Source organism: Herpetosiphon geysericola, assembly GCF_001306135.1.
GTDB lineage: Bacteria > Chloroflexota > Chloroflexia > Chloroflexales > Herpetosiphonaceae > Herpetosiphon > Herpetosiphon geysericola.
On sequence record NZ_LGKP01000024.1, the window covers coordinates 1 to 14,757 of the forward strand.

A 14,757-nucleotide genomic window follows, 5' to 3' on the forward strand; every position below is an offset into this window, starting at 1 on the left:
GGCGCAGGCGTTGTAGTTCTTGGCGTTGGCGCACGGTCAGTGCGGCATTACGATGTAATCCCATGATAAACTCCGAGGGGAGCGCTGCGATCGACGCAGATGGTCGTTAATCTATTGTACCATTACACATAGAACATAGGAGTAGGGATCAGGGGTCGGGGATCAGACAATGGCTATTGGCTGAGGGCTATTGGCTTTGAGATATTGATAATCTGTGCAATCTGTGGCTAAAAACGTCCTTTGTGCTCTTCGTGTCCTTCGTGGATCAATTTTAACGCAGCGACGCAGAGCTACGAAATTATGAAGGATGAGGGATGAAGGATGAAGGGCTATTGGCTGAGGGCTATTGGCTGAGGGCTATTGGCTATCGGAACATAATCTCAATAATCTGTGGCAATCTGTGGCTAAAAACATTCTTCTCGATTCTTCGCATTTGCTATGTTCTATGTTCTTTGCTCTATGTTCTTCCCCGTTGTTCAACGCTCGATTCGCGCACGATCAACTCGCCTTGCAAAATGATTTTGCGGGTTGGACGCTGCGGATCAGCAACCCGTTGCAAGAGCAGTTCAGTCGCCGAACGGCCAATTTCATCGGTTGGTTGCGCTAAAACGGTGATCGCAGGCTGAACCAAACTTGCCCAAGCAGTATCATCGAAGCCAACCAAACCAATTTGGGCTGGAATGTGCAAACCCTGTTCGCGGATGGCTTGCAACGCACCAGCGGTCAGCAAACTATTGCTGGTAAAAATTACTTGTGGTGGCTCGGGCAGGCCCAACAACTCCAACGTTGTGTGATAGCCAGCCTCGCTCTGCGGGCGTACAAAACGCACATATTCAGGCTGGATGCTTAACCCTGCATCGTGTAACGCAGCTTCGAACCCGCGCTGGCGTTCGCGGCCGGTTGTGCTCGCCTCACCAAAGATCGCCCCAATTCGCCGATAGCCTTGGCTGAGCAAATGCTGGGCGAGCAGCGAGCCTGCGCTCAGATTATCCAACAACACAGCATCAACATCGCCGCTGCGAAGCGAACGATCAATCAACACCGTGGGAAAGCTTAAATGCAACTCATGCCAGCGATTGAGCGTTTGCAAGGTGGGCGAGAAAATGACCCCAGCCACTTGTTCAGCGCCCATCAGTTGCAAATAGAGGAGCTCTTTTTCGGGATTCTCATCGGTGTTGCAGAGCAGCAGATTGTAGCCATGGGCATACGCTGTATCTTCAACCGCCCGACTAACTGCCGTAAAAAAGGGATTACGAATATCGGAAACGATCAAGCCCAAGGTTTTCGATTGCTGCGAGCGCAAGTTACGGGCAATCAAATTAGGCCGATATTCCAGCTGGGCCACTGCCGCCAAAACCCGTTCGCGCAGCGCTGGACGTACATGGGGATGCTTGGCAAGCACCCGCGAAACTGTCGCCGTCGAAACATTTGCTGCTTTGGCAACATCTTTGATGCTGGACATGGCTCACTCCCCTTGGCAGTCGTCGATTGCATGGCTGAAAACGCTTGCGCCATTATAGCAGATGCTAGCAGTATTTCTCGAAAGATTATGTAATCGATTACATAATTAATTACTATAATAATTCTGTTCTCTGGTTGTTAATCAGTCGATAAGCGTGCATCAATCCATTCATTTTGACAAAATCTTTGTAATCGATTACATTCATTTTAAAGCCTGAAAGCAGGCTTTAGGCCAGCAATCAACAGTAGCTAATTTACAAGCATTGCCGCAACGTGCTGGGGCATGACGCAGTATTGCTGAGGTACAGCAATGATGAGCATTGTGACATTAACCCTCAATCCAGCCATCGACCAAACGATTTTTATCAACGATTTTCAGCTTGAAACCGTTAATCGAGCCTATGACCTGAAAAACCACGCTGGGGGCAAAGGCGTAAACGTCGCCTCACTTTTGGCCGCCACCGGCCATAGGGTCGTCGCAACTGGTTTTTTAGGCGATCAAAACGCCGAAATCTTCGATCGCTTGTTTGCCGAAAAACAGATTGACGATCAATTTATTCGCATTCCAGGCCAGCCACGAGTTGGGATCAAAATTAGCGATCAACAAACCCAACGCACAACTGAAATCAATTTGCCAGGCCTAACCCCGACCAACGCTGAATTGGAAGCAATCCACGCGACAATAACGCGCTTATCTGCTGAAAATAATCAGTGGTTTATTTTGGCTGGCAACGTGCCACCAGGCATTCCCAGCACCATTTATGGCCAATTGATCGAGATTATTCAGGCAGCAGGCAAGCAAGTAGTCTTGGATACCAGTGGCGAAGCCTTGCGCTATGGGCTTGCAGCCGCCCCAACCATCGCCAAACCCAACCTTGCAGAGCTTGAGCAATTTGTAGGCTACCAGCTTACCAGCGAACAAGCAGCAGAAAAAGCAGGCCGCGAACTCTTGAATCATGGCATCAAAGTCGTCGTAATTTCGATGGGCGAGCATGGGGCGCTGTTTATCGATGCAGAACAAAGTTTGGTGGCAATTCCGCCAAGCGTTGCTGTTCAAAGCACTGTTGGCGCAGGCGATGCGATGGTTGCAGGCCTTGTTGCAGCCCAAACCCAAGGGCTGGATCTGGCAGCGAGTGCGCGCTTGGCGACCGCTTTCGCAGCAGCCAAAATCACCCAACTTGGCAGCAACTTACCTGCGAATGAGATTGTTGTGCAAATTCAGGCCGAGGTAGTGGTGCGCCCATGCAACGCCCACCATGATGGTTTACAATGGAATAGCAGCCAACTCAAAGGGGTTCCGCTCTAAAACTTAGCAAGCAAAGCCCCTCAGTGCTGTCGTGGGCGAAGGGCTTTGCTCCATTAAGTCACGATCTCGTTATTTATGGCACGATGCTACAGGCAACTCCATTCAAACTAAAGCTGGTTGGAACTGCATTTGCGCTGCTATAGCTGGCTTGGAAGCCAAATGAGGCTGAGCCTTGCGGTGCAATCACACTATTCCAGCCAAGATTACCAGCAACCACAGCATTGCCGATCTGGCTTAGATTACTATTCCAAGTGGTGTTGATTTGTTGATTACCAGCGAAATTCCAATTGAGGGCCCAGCCATTGATTGGCGTGTTGCTGGCATTCGTCACGATGACATTTCCGATAAAACCATTGTTCCATTGGCTGCCAATCGCGTAGTTGACACTGCAAGCATTGCCAGTGGGCGTTGGGCTTGGGGTTGGGGTTGGGGTGCTATTTACAATCGTAACATTGACTGGATTTTGGGCCAGCGCGCCGCCCCATGTCCAGCCGCCACCAGCAATCGGCACTTCGCCGGTTGCGCTAGCATTCAATTGCACCGTACCAAGCGCGGTTGCTTTAAAGGTAATATTTTTGCATTGAGTTGGGTGTTGGTTATATTTACAAGGCATGCTCAACGGCGGATCGAGCTGCACCAAGCCAGCTGGGCTGCTGGTTACAGTCGTATATTGCAAGCCAATATTCACATACTGAATCGTCAAAGTAAACACTTGCCCAAGCGTCACTTGACTAGGTGCACTCAAAATCAACTTTGGTTGCGGAGCAGTTTGGGTTGGGGTTGCGCTCGCCGTTGGGGTATTGGTTGGCACAGCCGTAGTAGTTGGCTGAGCCGTAGGCGTGCTCGTTGCGTTTGGCGTTGGGGTTGGCGTAGTGCTGCGACCTTGCAATAAGCGGTTGTAAATTGCCGTATAGGCTGGCTTAGGATTGTACTGCTCATCGTAAATCAAGGCAGCGCCATAGCCAGGAAAAGTCCCTGGAACCCACGAATATTTATCACTAAAGCCCCAAAATTGAAAGGCTTGGCAAGCTGGCTGACGCAAACAGCGATCAAGCACATTTTGATAGACCGTTGCTTGTTGAGCCAAACTGGCGCTGGTTGCTGGCAATTGCAAGCGCACATCAGCCTCAGTTACATAAATTTTCAAGCCCAAATCAGCAAAACGCTGCATATTTTGGGCAAAACTATTGTAATTAATCCCTGAGCCAAGCAAGTGCATCTGAAAACCAATTCCATCGATCGGAATCCCACGCGCCAAAAAGTCTTTGGCCATAGCATACACAGCATTAGATTTGGCATTAATTTCTTCGATATTGTAATCGTTGTAAATTAGCACCACATCGGAATCAACTTGGCGCGCCCGTTTGAAGGCCAACTCTACATAGCTTTGGCCGATGGTGTTATACCAAAACGAGCGTCGATAAACGCCACTATCATCAAAAACTTCGTTGGCCACATCCCAAATTGCGATGTCGTTTTTGTAGCGCCCAACCACCATGTCAATATGATCATACAAAATGGCGGTTAGCTCGCTGGCTGTCCAGCTTTGGTTGGCAACCCAGCCTGGGTTTTGCTGATGCCACAGCAAGGTATGGCCATGGATTTGCTGGCCATAGCTTTTAGCAATTTGAATATGGCGATCAACCGGAGCAAAATTGTAGCTTGTGCGTTGCGGATGCACCGCATCCCATTTGAGTTGGTTGCCTGGGGTATAAATATTAAACTGGCCGCCCAAAATTGCCTCATATTGCGCAGCATCGCTAAAATTCCAAAAATCGCTATCAGCAGCGCTGCCAATTAAGAATGAGCCAGCAGCTGCGCGCAGCGTTTGGGCACTCGTTTGGCCACTGCTTGATTGCGACCAAGCGAATTGGCCGAGTATCAATCCGAGCATCACTGCGATCCACCAGTACCGTCGTCGGCTGTTCATCGATCCTCCTTGATCACAGGTGCGATGCGGCAGGTTGGGATGATGATAGCAACGACGTTTAAGCAGCATCACGGTTAAGTTTTATCTTGAGACCGCTCCCAAAGTAAAGATATATTAAGGAATAGGCATTTGTCAAGAGGCTCTTTAGAAAAAAATTAAGGATTATCGCTTAAGAGCAGTGGTTTAAAGCCGAGGGCATCACAGGCAGTTAATTGATAGAAAACTGTTTCAATCTGGCCAGTGGTAGCATTGGCCCATTGCTCTGCTTGATGGAGGTGGCCATAGACGCAAGTGTGTGCGTTGACAGCGGCAATCCGTTTGGCAAATTCGGTCGGCTGGCCATCGCGGAAAGGGGGAAAATGCAGCAACACATAAATCGGGCGCACATCCTCGGCCAAGACTTGCGCTCCGGCCAAAGCGCGTTCTAAGCGGCCAAGCTCGCGCTCATAAATTCGCTGATCGGTGGTTTTATCAAAATCGCGGTCGCCTGGCACAGCCCAACCGCGCGTACCACACACCACAATTTCATCAACGATTATTGCATCACAATCGACAATCTGCAGCGATGCAGGCAAGATCGCGCGAACCTTGTTTTTGCTGCTCCACCAATAATCGTGATTGCCCTTGCAAAGGACTTTTTTGCCTGGGAGCGAGTCGATCCAAGCGAGGTCGGCGCGCACATCGTTGAGATGCATGGCCCATGAAATATCGCCAGCGATCAAGACCAAATCATCGGCGGCAACAGATTCGTGCCAAGCCTTGGCAATGGTTGCTGCATGATTACGCCAATGAGCGCCAAAGACATCCATTGGTTTATCCTGCCCGCCAGCAAGGTGCAAGTCGGCAATAGCCCAGATTCGCATAATATCAGCCCTAGCAGATTGTTCTAAGCAGCTATTGTAGCATAGCTCGCTTGATCGAGGCATTCTGGGCTAATGGGTCAGCCCCAACAAACTTGGCTTTACCCCAAGCACAATTGCATCATACCAAGCAGCCAAACTAGAGCCATAGATTATCAATGCTAGGATAATCAACCCATAATCTACATATTTAACAACAAATAAGCATTGATCAATAAATATTAGACTCAGCATCAATAAAAATGGCACTATAAAATAGCCATACCGTACTTGAACACCTAACAAAAGATCAATCGAGATAAAACCAAAAAATGTTAGAATACTAGCCAAAAACAATAATTTTAGCGATTTTTCTAGCTTGATAAATGGCAAGAGGAAAACAGTAGCAATAAAAATAATTCCAAATGGAGCAAAACTTGCTGATAGACCGTTAATAACTGCGGTTAGTTGGGTAGTAATCCTCATTGGTTGCGCTTGAGTTGTGCCAGTCGTGGTAAAAAGATCGATATAAATTGCCAGCAACCCAAACAGACTAATGCCAATTAAGCAGATTAGCCAAGCCCGATAGTGCTTGCGCTGGGCAACATCAAACACAAAGCCTAAGACCCAATAGCTAGCCAGCCAGACTCCTGTGAGTAACGCAACTCCGTTATGCATCCACAGGGCCAAACTTACGAGACCAATAGTCCATAGGTTTGGTTGAGGCGTGGCTTGAAAACTCAGGCTAGCTAAAAACAACAGCACCAACCATTGGCCAACAATTTGTGGCGCAAATCCCCACCAAAGAATGGTTAATTGTAATGGCATGGCTGAAATAAAAATCATTGCAGCCAAGGCAATACTAGGCCGCACCTTCCAGCGCAATAAGATAATGGCAACAAGCAAACCACTCGATGCATGCAAAAATGTATACAACCCTTCAATAATGACGCCATTATTTTGAAGTAAAAGTTTGAGTGGCAAGGCTAAAAGATAAAACGTAGTTGGAGTAATTGTTTCGCGGCCTTGAAATTCATATAATTTATCTAATAATAATCCTGAACCTTGGGCAACCTGATCCAAGCGATCAGCATGAATTAAGCGATCGTGTGAGCCAAAATTAGGAAAAAGAATACTGATGAGCGGAATAAAAAATGTAATTACACTAAAAATAATCAAATAACGATATTCTTGCTTGGAAAGTAATGGTCGAATCTGGCTTTGAATTAATGAGCGTAAGCAGCAAATGATCAATGTAGCAGCAAGCATGACGATCAATAAACGTAATTGCCAAGCCCACGCAACCAACACAAACTTGCCGGTAATCAGGTTAAGGCTGCCAATCGAGAGCAAGCTTAGCCCAGCAATTGTCAGCTTGTCGGCCTTTAGCAACAGCAGCAAACCAATCAAGCTACTAACAATCGCCACTTGCACGAGCAATAATTGCCAAGTACTGCTAGCCCAAACATTACTAGGCGTTTGAAGCTGCACATGATCAAGCCGAATACCCAAGAAGCGCGGATCAGGCAAGACTTGTTGGGTTGGCACGCGCAGCTCAACCTGCCAATCTTGCTGGTTGGTTGCTGGAATTAACAGCTGATAGTTGCGTGCGGTTTGGGCTAATGGCAGCACAACACTGGCGTTTAAGGTAGAAATTTGCAGCGTTGCACTTAAGGGCAAACGCGGAGGAACACCGCCAACCTGCAAACTAAGCAAGCGTGGATTCGCTGAATTCAAGCCCTGAAGCCGAATCCAAGCCTGTGCTTGCGTCCAGCGATAGGTCTCGCCTTGGCTATTTTGCTCTTGCTCAAAGCCGCCAGCAAAGCTATTTTGATCACCCCAATTGCCAATATCAATCTGTTGGGTTGGCCCGAACAAGCGCAAACTTAACAGATTACCTAAAAAGAGCACAATGCTAAGCCCAACCAAGCCTAATCCAACCTGAGCCAATCGCTTGAACACCATGATCCAACCTCAATCCCAGAGCAATGAGCGAATAGCGTAGATTGTACTCGATGATTGCGGTTCTATCAGTACTTTAACCTTTTGCCAAAAAAGTTAGTATTTTGTTAGAATTTCTACTTGCAATCTCGAAATAAAGCATATACAATAGCGCTGATGAGTATTTTGAGCTAGGAGGAAGCTGCAAAGACGAGTTGTTTGAGCTGTGGAAGGTTATGTCCTTTGCATGAGGACATCCAATTGATGTTGAGACCATCAATCGCTAATGAGAACAAGAGAGTTCTTTGTATTCCATTTAATCTCAATTAAATACGAGCTGTTAGGCAATCTTTTTGCCTGATTGCGCACGCTTATTTGTGTTGGCCGCCCATTCTTAGCCGCATCATCAGATGCGCTAGGCTTATTTGCCGTATCTCCTTTTAGATAAGCGAGCATTTATGAACATATCCTCACGCCTGAAACGACGTGTTTCAGGGGCCTTATTAGCAGCGGTAACCGCTTCTAGCATTCCGGCTTCACCGCTTGCCGCTCAATCCCGTGATGTTAATCCAACGCTACCGCCAACCAATCCAGAACCAACACCGATTACAGCTGTCCGTGAGCGCAGCACCCCCAGTTTAGCGCTGAACGTACGGGTAGATCAATCATTTGTCAGCGTTGGTCAGACTCTAGGCTTGACGGTGTATCTGGAGAATGTTGGGGCTATTCCCGCAGCCAATGTAGTAGTGCGCTTGCCAATACCAGCCAACACCACGCCACTCACGCGTGATAATCTTTCCGCCGATGGCAGCCACTGGGAATGGTCATTGGCAATGCTGGCCGCCCGCGATAGCCGAACCTTGACCGTCAAACTTCAGGTTAATGGCACGACCGATGGCACGGTTCAAACGATCGCCTCGTTGAGTGCAAGCAAACTTGAGCAGCCAGTTCAATCACGAACCGGCGCACTTGTCGTCAATCCAACCAAGGCTCAATCGATTAGTGCCAGCCGGGGCAGCACTGCAACCAGTTTGCGCACCCCTGATGCAGCCATTGAAGTGGCAATTGCCAAGCCAACAGCCGATACAACCGTAACCCTCACCCCTAATGTTACCGATGTGCAACCCAACCCAAAGCGGGGCCTGCCACCGTTTCGCATCACCACGAACGCCAAAGCGGGCGAAATGACGCTAAAGGTGCGCTATACCGAAGCCCAACTCTTCGCGCTTGGCATTGCAGCCACTGATCTAACCCTGATGACCTACGATGAAACGGCTAAAACGTGGCAGGCAATCCCAGCGAGCCTTGATCGCGAAACGCGCACCGTTACGGCGCGCATTAATGCGGGAGCACCATTCCAGTTAACTGATGGTTCGTCGCCCTCAGAAGCCTTTTTGCCAAGTCTACAAAGCTGGCAAACCAGCCTCTTCACTGGTGCTGCCAGTTCGTCATATCCGATTGATGTACCTGCTGGCCCAGCAGGCATCAAGCCTGATGTTGCGTTAAGCTACAGTAGCAGCAGTAGTGATGGCAAGAGTGGTGAACGCCAGTTGAGCCAAGCAGGCTGGGTTGGGCGTGATTGGAGCCTTGAACTTGGGTCGGTATCAGCTAATAAAGTTGCTGATGGCCGCACCTACTACTCACTTTCATTTGGTGGCATGGCCTTTGATGTGACTCGTGGCGCGGCACTGGTTGGGACACCAGTCGAGGCAAACCTCTCTCATTGGACATGGACTCCGGTCAATGAAAGTTTCGCTAAAGTCACGGCCTTTGAGCTTGGCGATTCGACCGCGACCCGTGGTGGGAGCCGCTATGGCAACCCGCTCAAACGCTATGGCTGGCGGATTTGGGCCAAAGATGGCACCAAATACGAATTTATCGAAGATACATGGTGGGGCTGGGATAGCTGTTTGATCGATGGGGCTGCGAGCATGGAAACCTACCAATGGTTGCTTAGCAGCATTACCGATGTCAACAACAATACCATCACCTACAACTACAGCCGCGATAGCCAACAACGCACGGCATGTAATGGCATTGTTGGCACAGTTGATCGTGAGATCTGGCCAACCAGTATTACCTGGGGCGCAAATAGTGCCACCGGAGCAGTTGACCGCTATAAAGTTGAATTTAATAGCTCAGCCCGGGCGTATGACTTAGCGTTTGATTGGGCTGGCAACCAATTAGGCGGCATTAATGGCGCACCGCGCAAAACCCGCCAACTTGATACGATTAACGTCTTGAGTAAGCCGAATAGTGGCTGGGAATTGGTTCGCCAATATGCCTTCACCTACGACTATAGTACCTACTCTGATCGATCGATCAAAGCCAATAATATTGGCTCGGCAGACACAACTACCAGCAAGCTCACCCTCAAAAGTATTCAACGGTTTGGCAATAATGGGACGAGCGCGCTACCAGCAACCACGTTTACCTATGGACTCGTTCGTGGTACTGAGTTGCACTATCCGAATGGCGCATGGAATCGTTTGACCCAAGTTAATAATGGCCAAGGCGGTTTGATTACGTTTGCCTATGAGAACATTGGGTTTATCATCAATAAGCCGCTGTATGCCAATTATCGCCGCGTAACCAGCAAAACCCTCAATGATGGTCGGGGCAATAATTACCCAACCAGCTATAGCTATACCAACCCAGCCCTCAATACGCTCGGATCGTTGCTCGATAGCAACGACACGACTGGGCAGACCTATGTCAACTCAGCGATCTTGTACTACAACAAATATCGCAATAACAGCGATATGAGTAGTTGGTTGGTACACCAAGCGAAAACTGAGTTTCGCGGCCATGCCAAAGTGACCGAGCGCGATCCAAATGGCAATGAAACCGATCACTATTTTTATCAAGGCGATGCGAGCTGTACCCCAGCCGTCTATGGCTCACAGATGGAAACCGATGCCTGTTTCATCAATGTTCGGAACCGCGAAATTTTGAAGGGCAAGGAATATCGTACCGTCCAGCGCCAAGGAATCTCAAGCACGATTCTGCGCGAAAGTCTCACCAACTATACCGTCGAATTCTATGGTTTCTCCGAATCGCCATGGGCTGGTTTATGGCGTTCGTTTGATTACACCAACGAAGTCTACGCGATCAATCGCGACCCTGCACCTTCCGGTGGGCCAACCGAAACCGTCAACCGTACCAAATATTACTACGAGCCAGCCAATCAAGGTGGCGTTCAATACGGAAATGTCACCAAAGTTGAGGAATTGGATGTAGCAGGGGCAGTCTATCGTTCAACTATCAATACCTACAGCCCTAACACGAGCAGCGCCTATATCGTCGATCGCTTGGTCACCCAAGTTATTCGCGACGGCCAAAACCGCGTGTTGGCCTTGACTGAAAATCGCTACGATAATGCGGTTACAACCCAAGCGGTGGGAACGCGTGGCTTGCTGACCTTGGTGCGCAAATATACCAATGTGCCACTCGCAGCCAGCACAACCGGCGTAACCCTCACCAGCAGCGATACCAGCTATGGTTATGATGCCTATGGCAATCCAATCACGGTGACGACCTACGCTCAACCTGGTACACGCTTGTTCAATGGCACAACGTCAACCTTTAGTGCACCAGGCAATGGCTCAACCAGTAGCACCGTTACCACAACCTTTGATCCAACCTTCCATACCTTCTCAACGAGCGTCAGCCAACCAACGGGCAATACCAACAGTCCAACGCTGAATCAAAGTGCTGGCTACAACTACCAGATGGGCACCTTGACCAGCGTGACTGATGCAAATGGCAACATAACGAACGCCGAATACGATGCCTTTGGCCGCATGGTGGCATTAATCAAACCAGGTGATAGCAGCACGTTGCCAACGATGAAGGCCCATTATGAAGATGCGAAAATCCCCTTCCACTATTGGACGGAAACCCGCGAAAATAGTGGCTTAAGTGGCACGCGCATCGATAGCCAATTCTACGATGGCTTAGGCCGTAAGATTCAAACCAAGCAAGAAAGTGTTAATGGTAGCCAAACTATCGTGGTTGATACCAAATACGATGGTGTGGGCCAAGTTACCCATGAAGCCCAACCACGCTATGTTGCAGAAACAAGTAGCTCGTTCTGGGAATATACGGCGATTCCAGGCACCGGGGTTAATTGGACAACCAAGACCTACGATAGTCTTGGCCGCGTATTAACCCTAACCACGCCAGATGGTGCGAAAACCACCAAACGCTACTGGCAATACAACAACATGAGTGTGGTCGATACGATCGATCCCAATCGTCATCGCACTCAACACCGCAGCGACCAATTTGGCCGTTTGATCCAAGTGCAAGAATTAAGCGGCGATTGTACAAGCTGGGCCTTCTTCAGCGAATTCAGCTGTGCAGGCAATTACACCACCACGTGGGCCAGTTATGGAATGACAACCTATGCCTATAGCCCGCTTGATTTGTTGACCACCAGCACCGATGCCAATAACAACATCACCAGCATGACCTACGACTCTGCTAGCCGTAAATTGACCATGAATGACCCCGATATGGGCGCATGGAACTACAGCTACGATGTTAATGGCAACCTGATCAGCCAAACCGATGCCAAGAACCAAACGATGAGCTTCGAATACGACTTGCTCAACCGGGTAACGGCCAAAAAACAAGGCAGTACCCTCATTTCTAGTTATACCTATGACCAATTTGGCAGCCTATATCCGTATGGTAAAGGCCGACTGACCACGATGAGCGATGCTAGTGGCAGTACAATCTTTGGCTACACGCCACGTGGCGAAATTCAATCCACTCTCCAAACAATCGATGGCACAACCTATAGCACCTATAATACCTATCGCTCGGATGGTAACATCAACACATCAGTCTATCCAACCGGCGAAATCATCACCTATAGCTATGATGCTGCTGGCCGCCAAAATGGTCTCACGTCAAACCTTGGGGAAGTGTTCCAAACCAATGTAACCTATGATGCCCTTGGCCAAAAAACCAACGAACTCTTAGGGAATGGGCAACAATCGACCTATAGCTACGATTCGCTCTCACGACGCTTGACCAGTATGCAGACCTATGACGTTGTACTCCTGCAAGAAAGCTTCAGTCGCGCCTTTACCTATGATCTGGCGGGCAATGTCCAAACGATCACATCACGTGATGCCTTGAACCCGAATGAAATCATGCGCTACAGCTATGATCACCGTGATCGGGTGACCAATGCCTGTGCCGTCAGCAGCGCCAGCAGCAGCGCCTGTATTGGGGGCGCAACCTTTAATCAAAGCTATGGCTACGATGTGATTGGCAATATCACCACCAAAGCTGGAGTTAACTACAGCTATGCCAATGGCAAGCCGCATGCTGTTTCGAGCGTTGGCAGTCAAAGCTATGGGTATGATAGCAATGGCAACCTACTCAATGGCGGCGGTCGCAACTACGTTTGGAATATCGAAAACCACCCAAGCCAAATTAGTACTAATACGGTCACCGAAACCTACAAATACGATGGCAACAATGCCCGCGTCAAGAAAACCACCATAACAGGCAGTACGGTTAAGAGCGTGCTTTACATCGGAAGCGTGGAATATTGGAGCGACGGCAAGGTTGTTTCGAATTATGCAGGAATTGCTGCCCGCACAACCACCAGCAATCCAAGCGCCAGCAATCGGGGCAGTGTGATCTATTTCCATACGGATCACCTTGGCTCAATCGGCGCAATTACCAATAGCAGCGGCACGGTGATCGAGGCTGAGCGGTATGATCCATGGGGAGCAACTCGTAGTGGCAACCTCACCAGCACCGAGTTTGGCTACACTGGTCAACGCAAAGATGATGGCACAGGCTTGCTGTTTTACCACGCTCGCTACTATGATGCAGCAATTGCCCGTTTCACGAGTGCTGATACCATAGGGATAGATCGAAGCAATCCCCAAACGCGTAATCGTTATGCATATGTACTCAATAACCCTTTAAGCTATAACGATCCGACTGGCCATATGGCTGAAGCTGATTTCACAACCGCAGACGATAATACTTTCTCAAGCTCTGATGATAATCCATCAAGTTTTCAAGCAATCCCACAATCAACAATTAATAGCTTACTTGAATATGGTATATCCGTGAGTCATCAAGGAGATGCAGTTTGGACAAATTCACAACTTTTATCAATATTAGAGATATTAAAAAACTTTATTAGCGCCGTATGTTGGACAGTCGCTGATTTTAAGGCAAATATAGGACCAATTAACTTAATCAGATCGCACATAAATCCTCGTAGCACCCATGACGAGCGGGTGCTTGGAGCAGCTCAATACGCTAATATTACGCTCTATGATGATGCATTTTCAATTGGTATGTTAGGGAAAACTGTCGTCCATGAAATTGCACACGTATGGGATAATCGAACAGGCGGAGCTTTATCCAATGGAATGATGAAGGCAACTGGTAGTTACTATAAAGGACAAACATGTGATAAAAACGGAGAATGTACACCAACCTATCATGCTCAAGGTACGCCTGCATCTGCTTATGCTAGAACTAGCCATCGAGAAGATTGGGCAGAGGCACTTGTAGCGGTAACATATAACAATAGTTCAATCGATAAAACCCGATATACCTATGTGAATGATGCATTACGTTAACTAATTAACCAGTGGGTGAGGATTTATAAATCCTCACCCACTAAGGAGTAAACTATGATTAGGTTATTAAATTTTATTATATTAATAATTATATTATATGGTTGCGCATATAATTCAGGTAAAAACATTAAGAATATAGAGAATATTCCTGCTATACCGACAAGGCTTATATACCCTAATAATCTCAATGATATAATTGAAAAAGAAACAAATTCAAATCTGGAGCAAATTCGTATTACACAATACTCAAGTAATGATAAAAAAATTGATATTATTACTTGGTATAAAGATAATCTAATTAGTAATGGATGGAATTTTGTTTCATCTGATAAAGACTATATGGAGTATTATTATATTACAAATGCGAATAACCCTGGATTCACTATAAAGATATATTTTAAAGATAATTTAAATAGCACTAAAATTATACTACAAGAAGAGGCCTCTGGACCTTTTTTAGTTGAATGGTCTAAAAAGTAGAAAATATAATAACGTATCCTCTCTGTTTCAAACGAGTGGATACGTTATTATATTAGGCTCTGTCTGATAATTCCATGGTAGACTCTCCGGCAGGAGGTGTGTATGGCTCGCCATGAATTAACCGATGCCCAGTTTGCATTAATTGCACCGATCTTACCAACCGGAACACGTCGTGGCCGT

7 protein-coding genes are annotated in these 14,757 nt (G+C 47.8%); 3 read left to right on the forward strand and 4 right to left on the reverse strand.

Annotated elements, in window-relative coordinates; all coding sequences use genetic code 11:
* Positions 1-457: 457 nt before the first annotated feature.
* Positions 458-1,462: a LacI family DNA-binding transcriptional regulator gene (locus SE18_RS15615; RefSeq protein WP_054535404.1), complete on the reverse strand. Its 1,005-nt coding sequence runs from the start codon at positions 1,460-1,462 to the stop codon at positions 458-460.
* Between the two features lie 309 nt (positions 1,463-1,771).
* Here SE18_RS15615 and pfkB point away from each other — a divergent pair, with 309 nt between their 5' ends.
* Positions 1,772-2,767, forward strand: a complete 996-nt coding sequence (gene pfkB / locus SE18_RS15620) for a 1-phosphofructokinase (RefSeq protein WP_083469937.1) — start codon at positions 1,772-1,774, stop codon at positions 2,765-2,767.
* Positions 2,768-2,840: 73 nt separating this feature from the next.
* Here the strand turns inward: pfkB and SE18_RS26810 are convergent, their stop codons facing one another.
* The 3 genes from SE18_RS26810 to SE18_RS15635 all read right to left on the reverse strand — a co-directional run bounded on the left by SE18_RS26810 (position 2,841) and on the right by SE18_RS15635 (position 7,501).
* Positions 2,841-4,697 carry an endo-1,4-beta-xylanase gene (locus tag SE18_RS26810; RefSeq protein ID WP_083469938.1) on the reverse strand — a complete coding sequence of 619 codons (1,857 nt, stop codon included), beginning with the start codon at positions 4,695-4,697 and terminating at the stop codon, positions 2,841-2,843.
* Positions 4,698-4,852: 155 nt separating this feature from the next.
* Positions 4,853-5,560 carry a metallophosphoesterase gene (locus tag SE18_RS15630; protein WP_054535406.1) on the reverse strand — a complete coding sequence of 236 codons (708 nt, stop codon included), beginning with the start codon at positions 5,558-5,560 and terminating at the stop codon, positions 4,853-4,855.
* Positions 5,561-5,629: 69 nt separating this feature from the next.
* A complete protein-coding gene (locus SE18_RS15635; RefSeq protein WP_054535407.1) occupies positions 5,630-7,501 on the reverse strand; it encodes a hypothetical protein in 1,872 nt (623 codons plus the stop codon).
* Between the two features lie 434 nt (positions 7,502-7,935).
* On the opposite strand from SE18_RS15635, the gene SE18_RS15645 reads away from it, so the two are divergent.
* On the forward strand, positions 7,936-14,097 hold the full coding sequence (locus tag SE18_RS15645) for an RHS repeat-associated core domain-containing protein (RefSeq protein ID WP_054535409.1): 6,162 nt from the start codon (positions 7,936-7,938) through the stop codon (positions 14,095-14,097).
* A 54-nt stretch (positions 14,098-14,151) separates the two neighbouring features.
* Complete coding sequence (locus tag SE18_RS15650; RefSeq protein ID WP_054535410.1) at positions 14,152-14,577, forward strand: hypothetical protein; 426 nt, start codon at positions 14,152-14,154, stop codon at positions 14,575-14,577.
* The last annotated feature ends 180 nt before the right edge of the window (positions 14,578-14,757 follow it).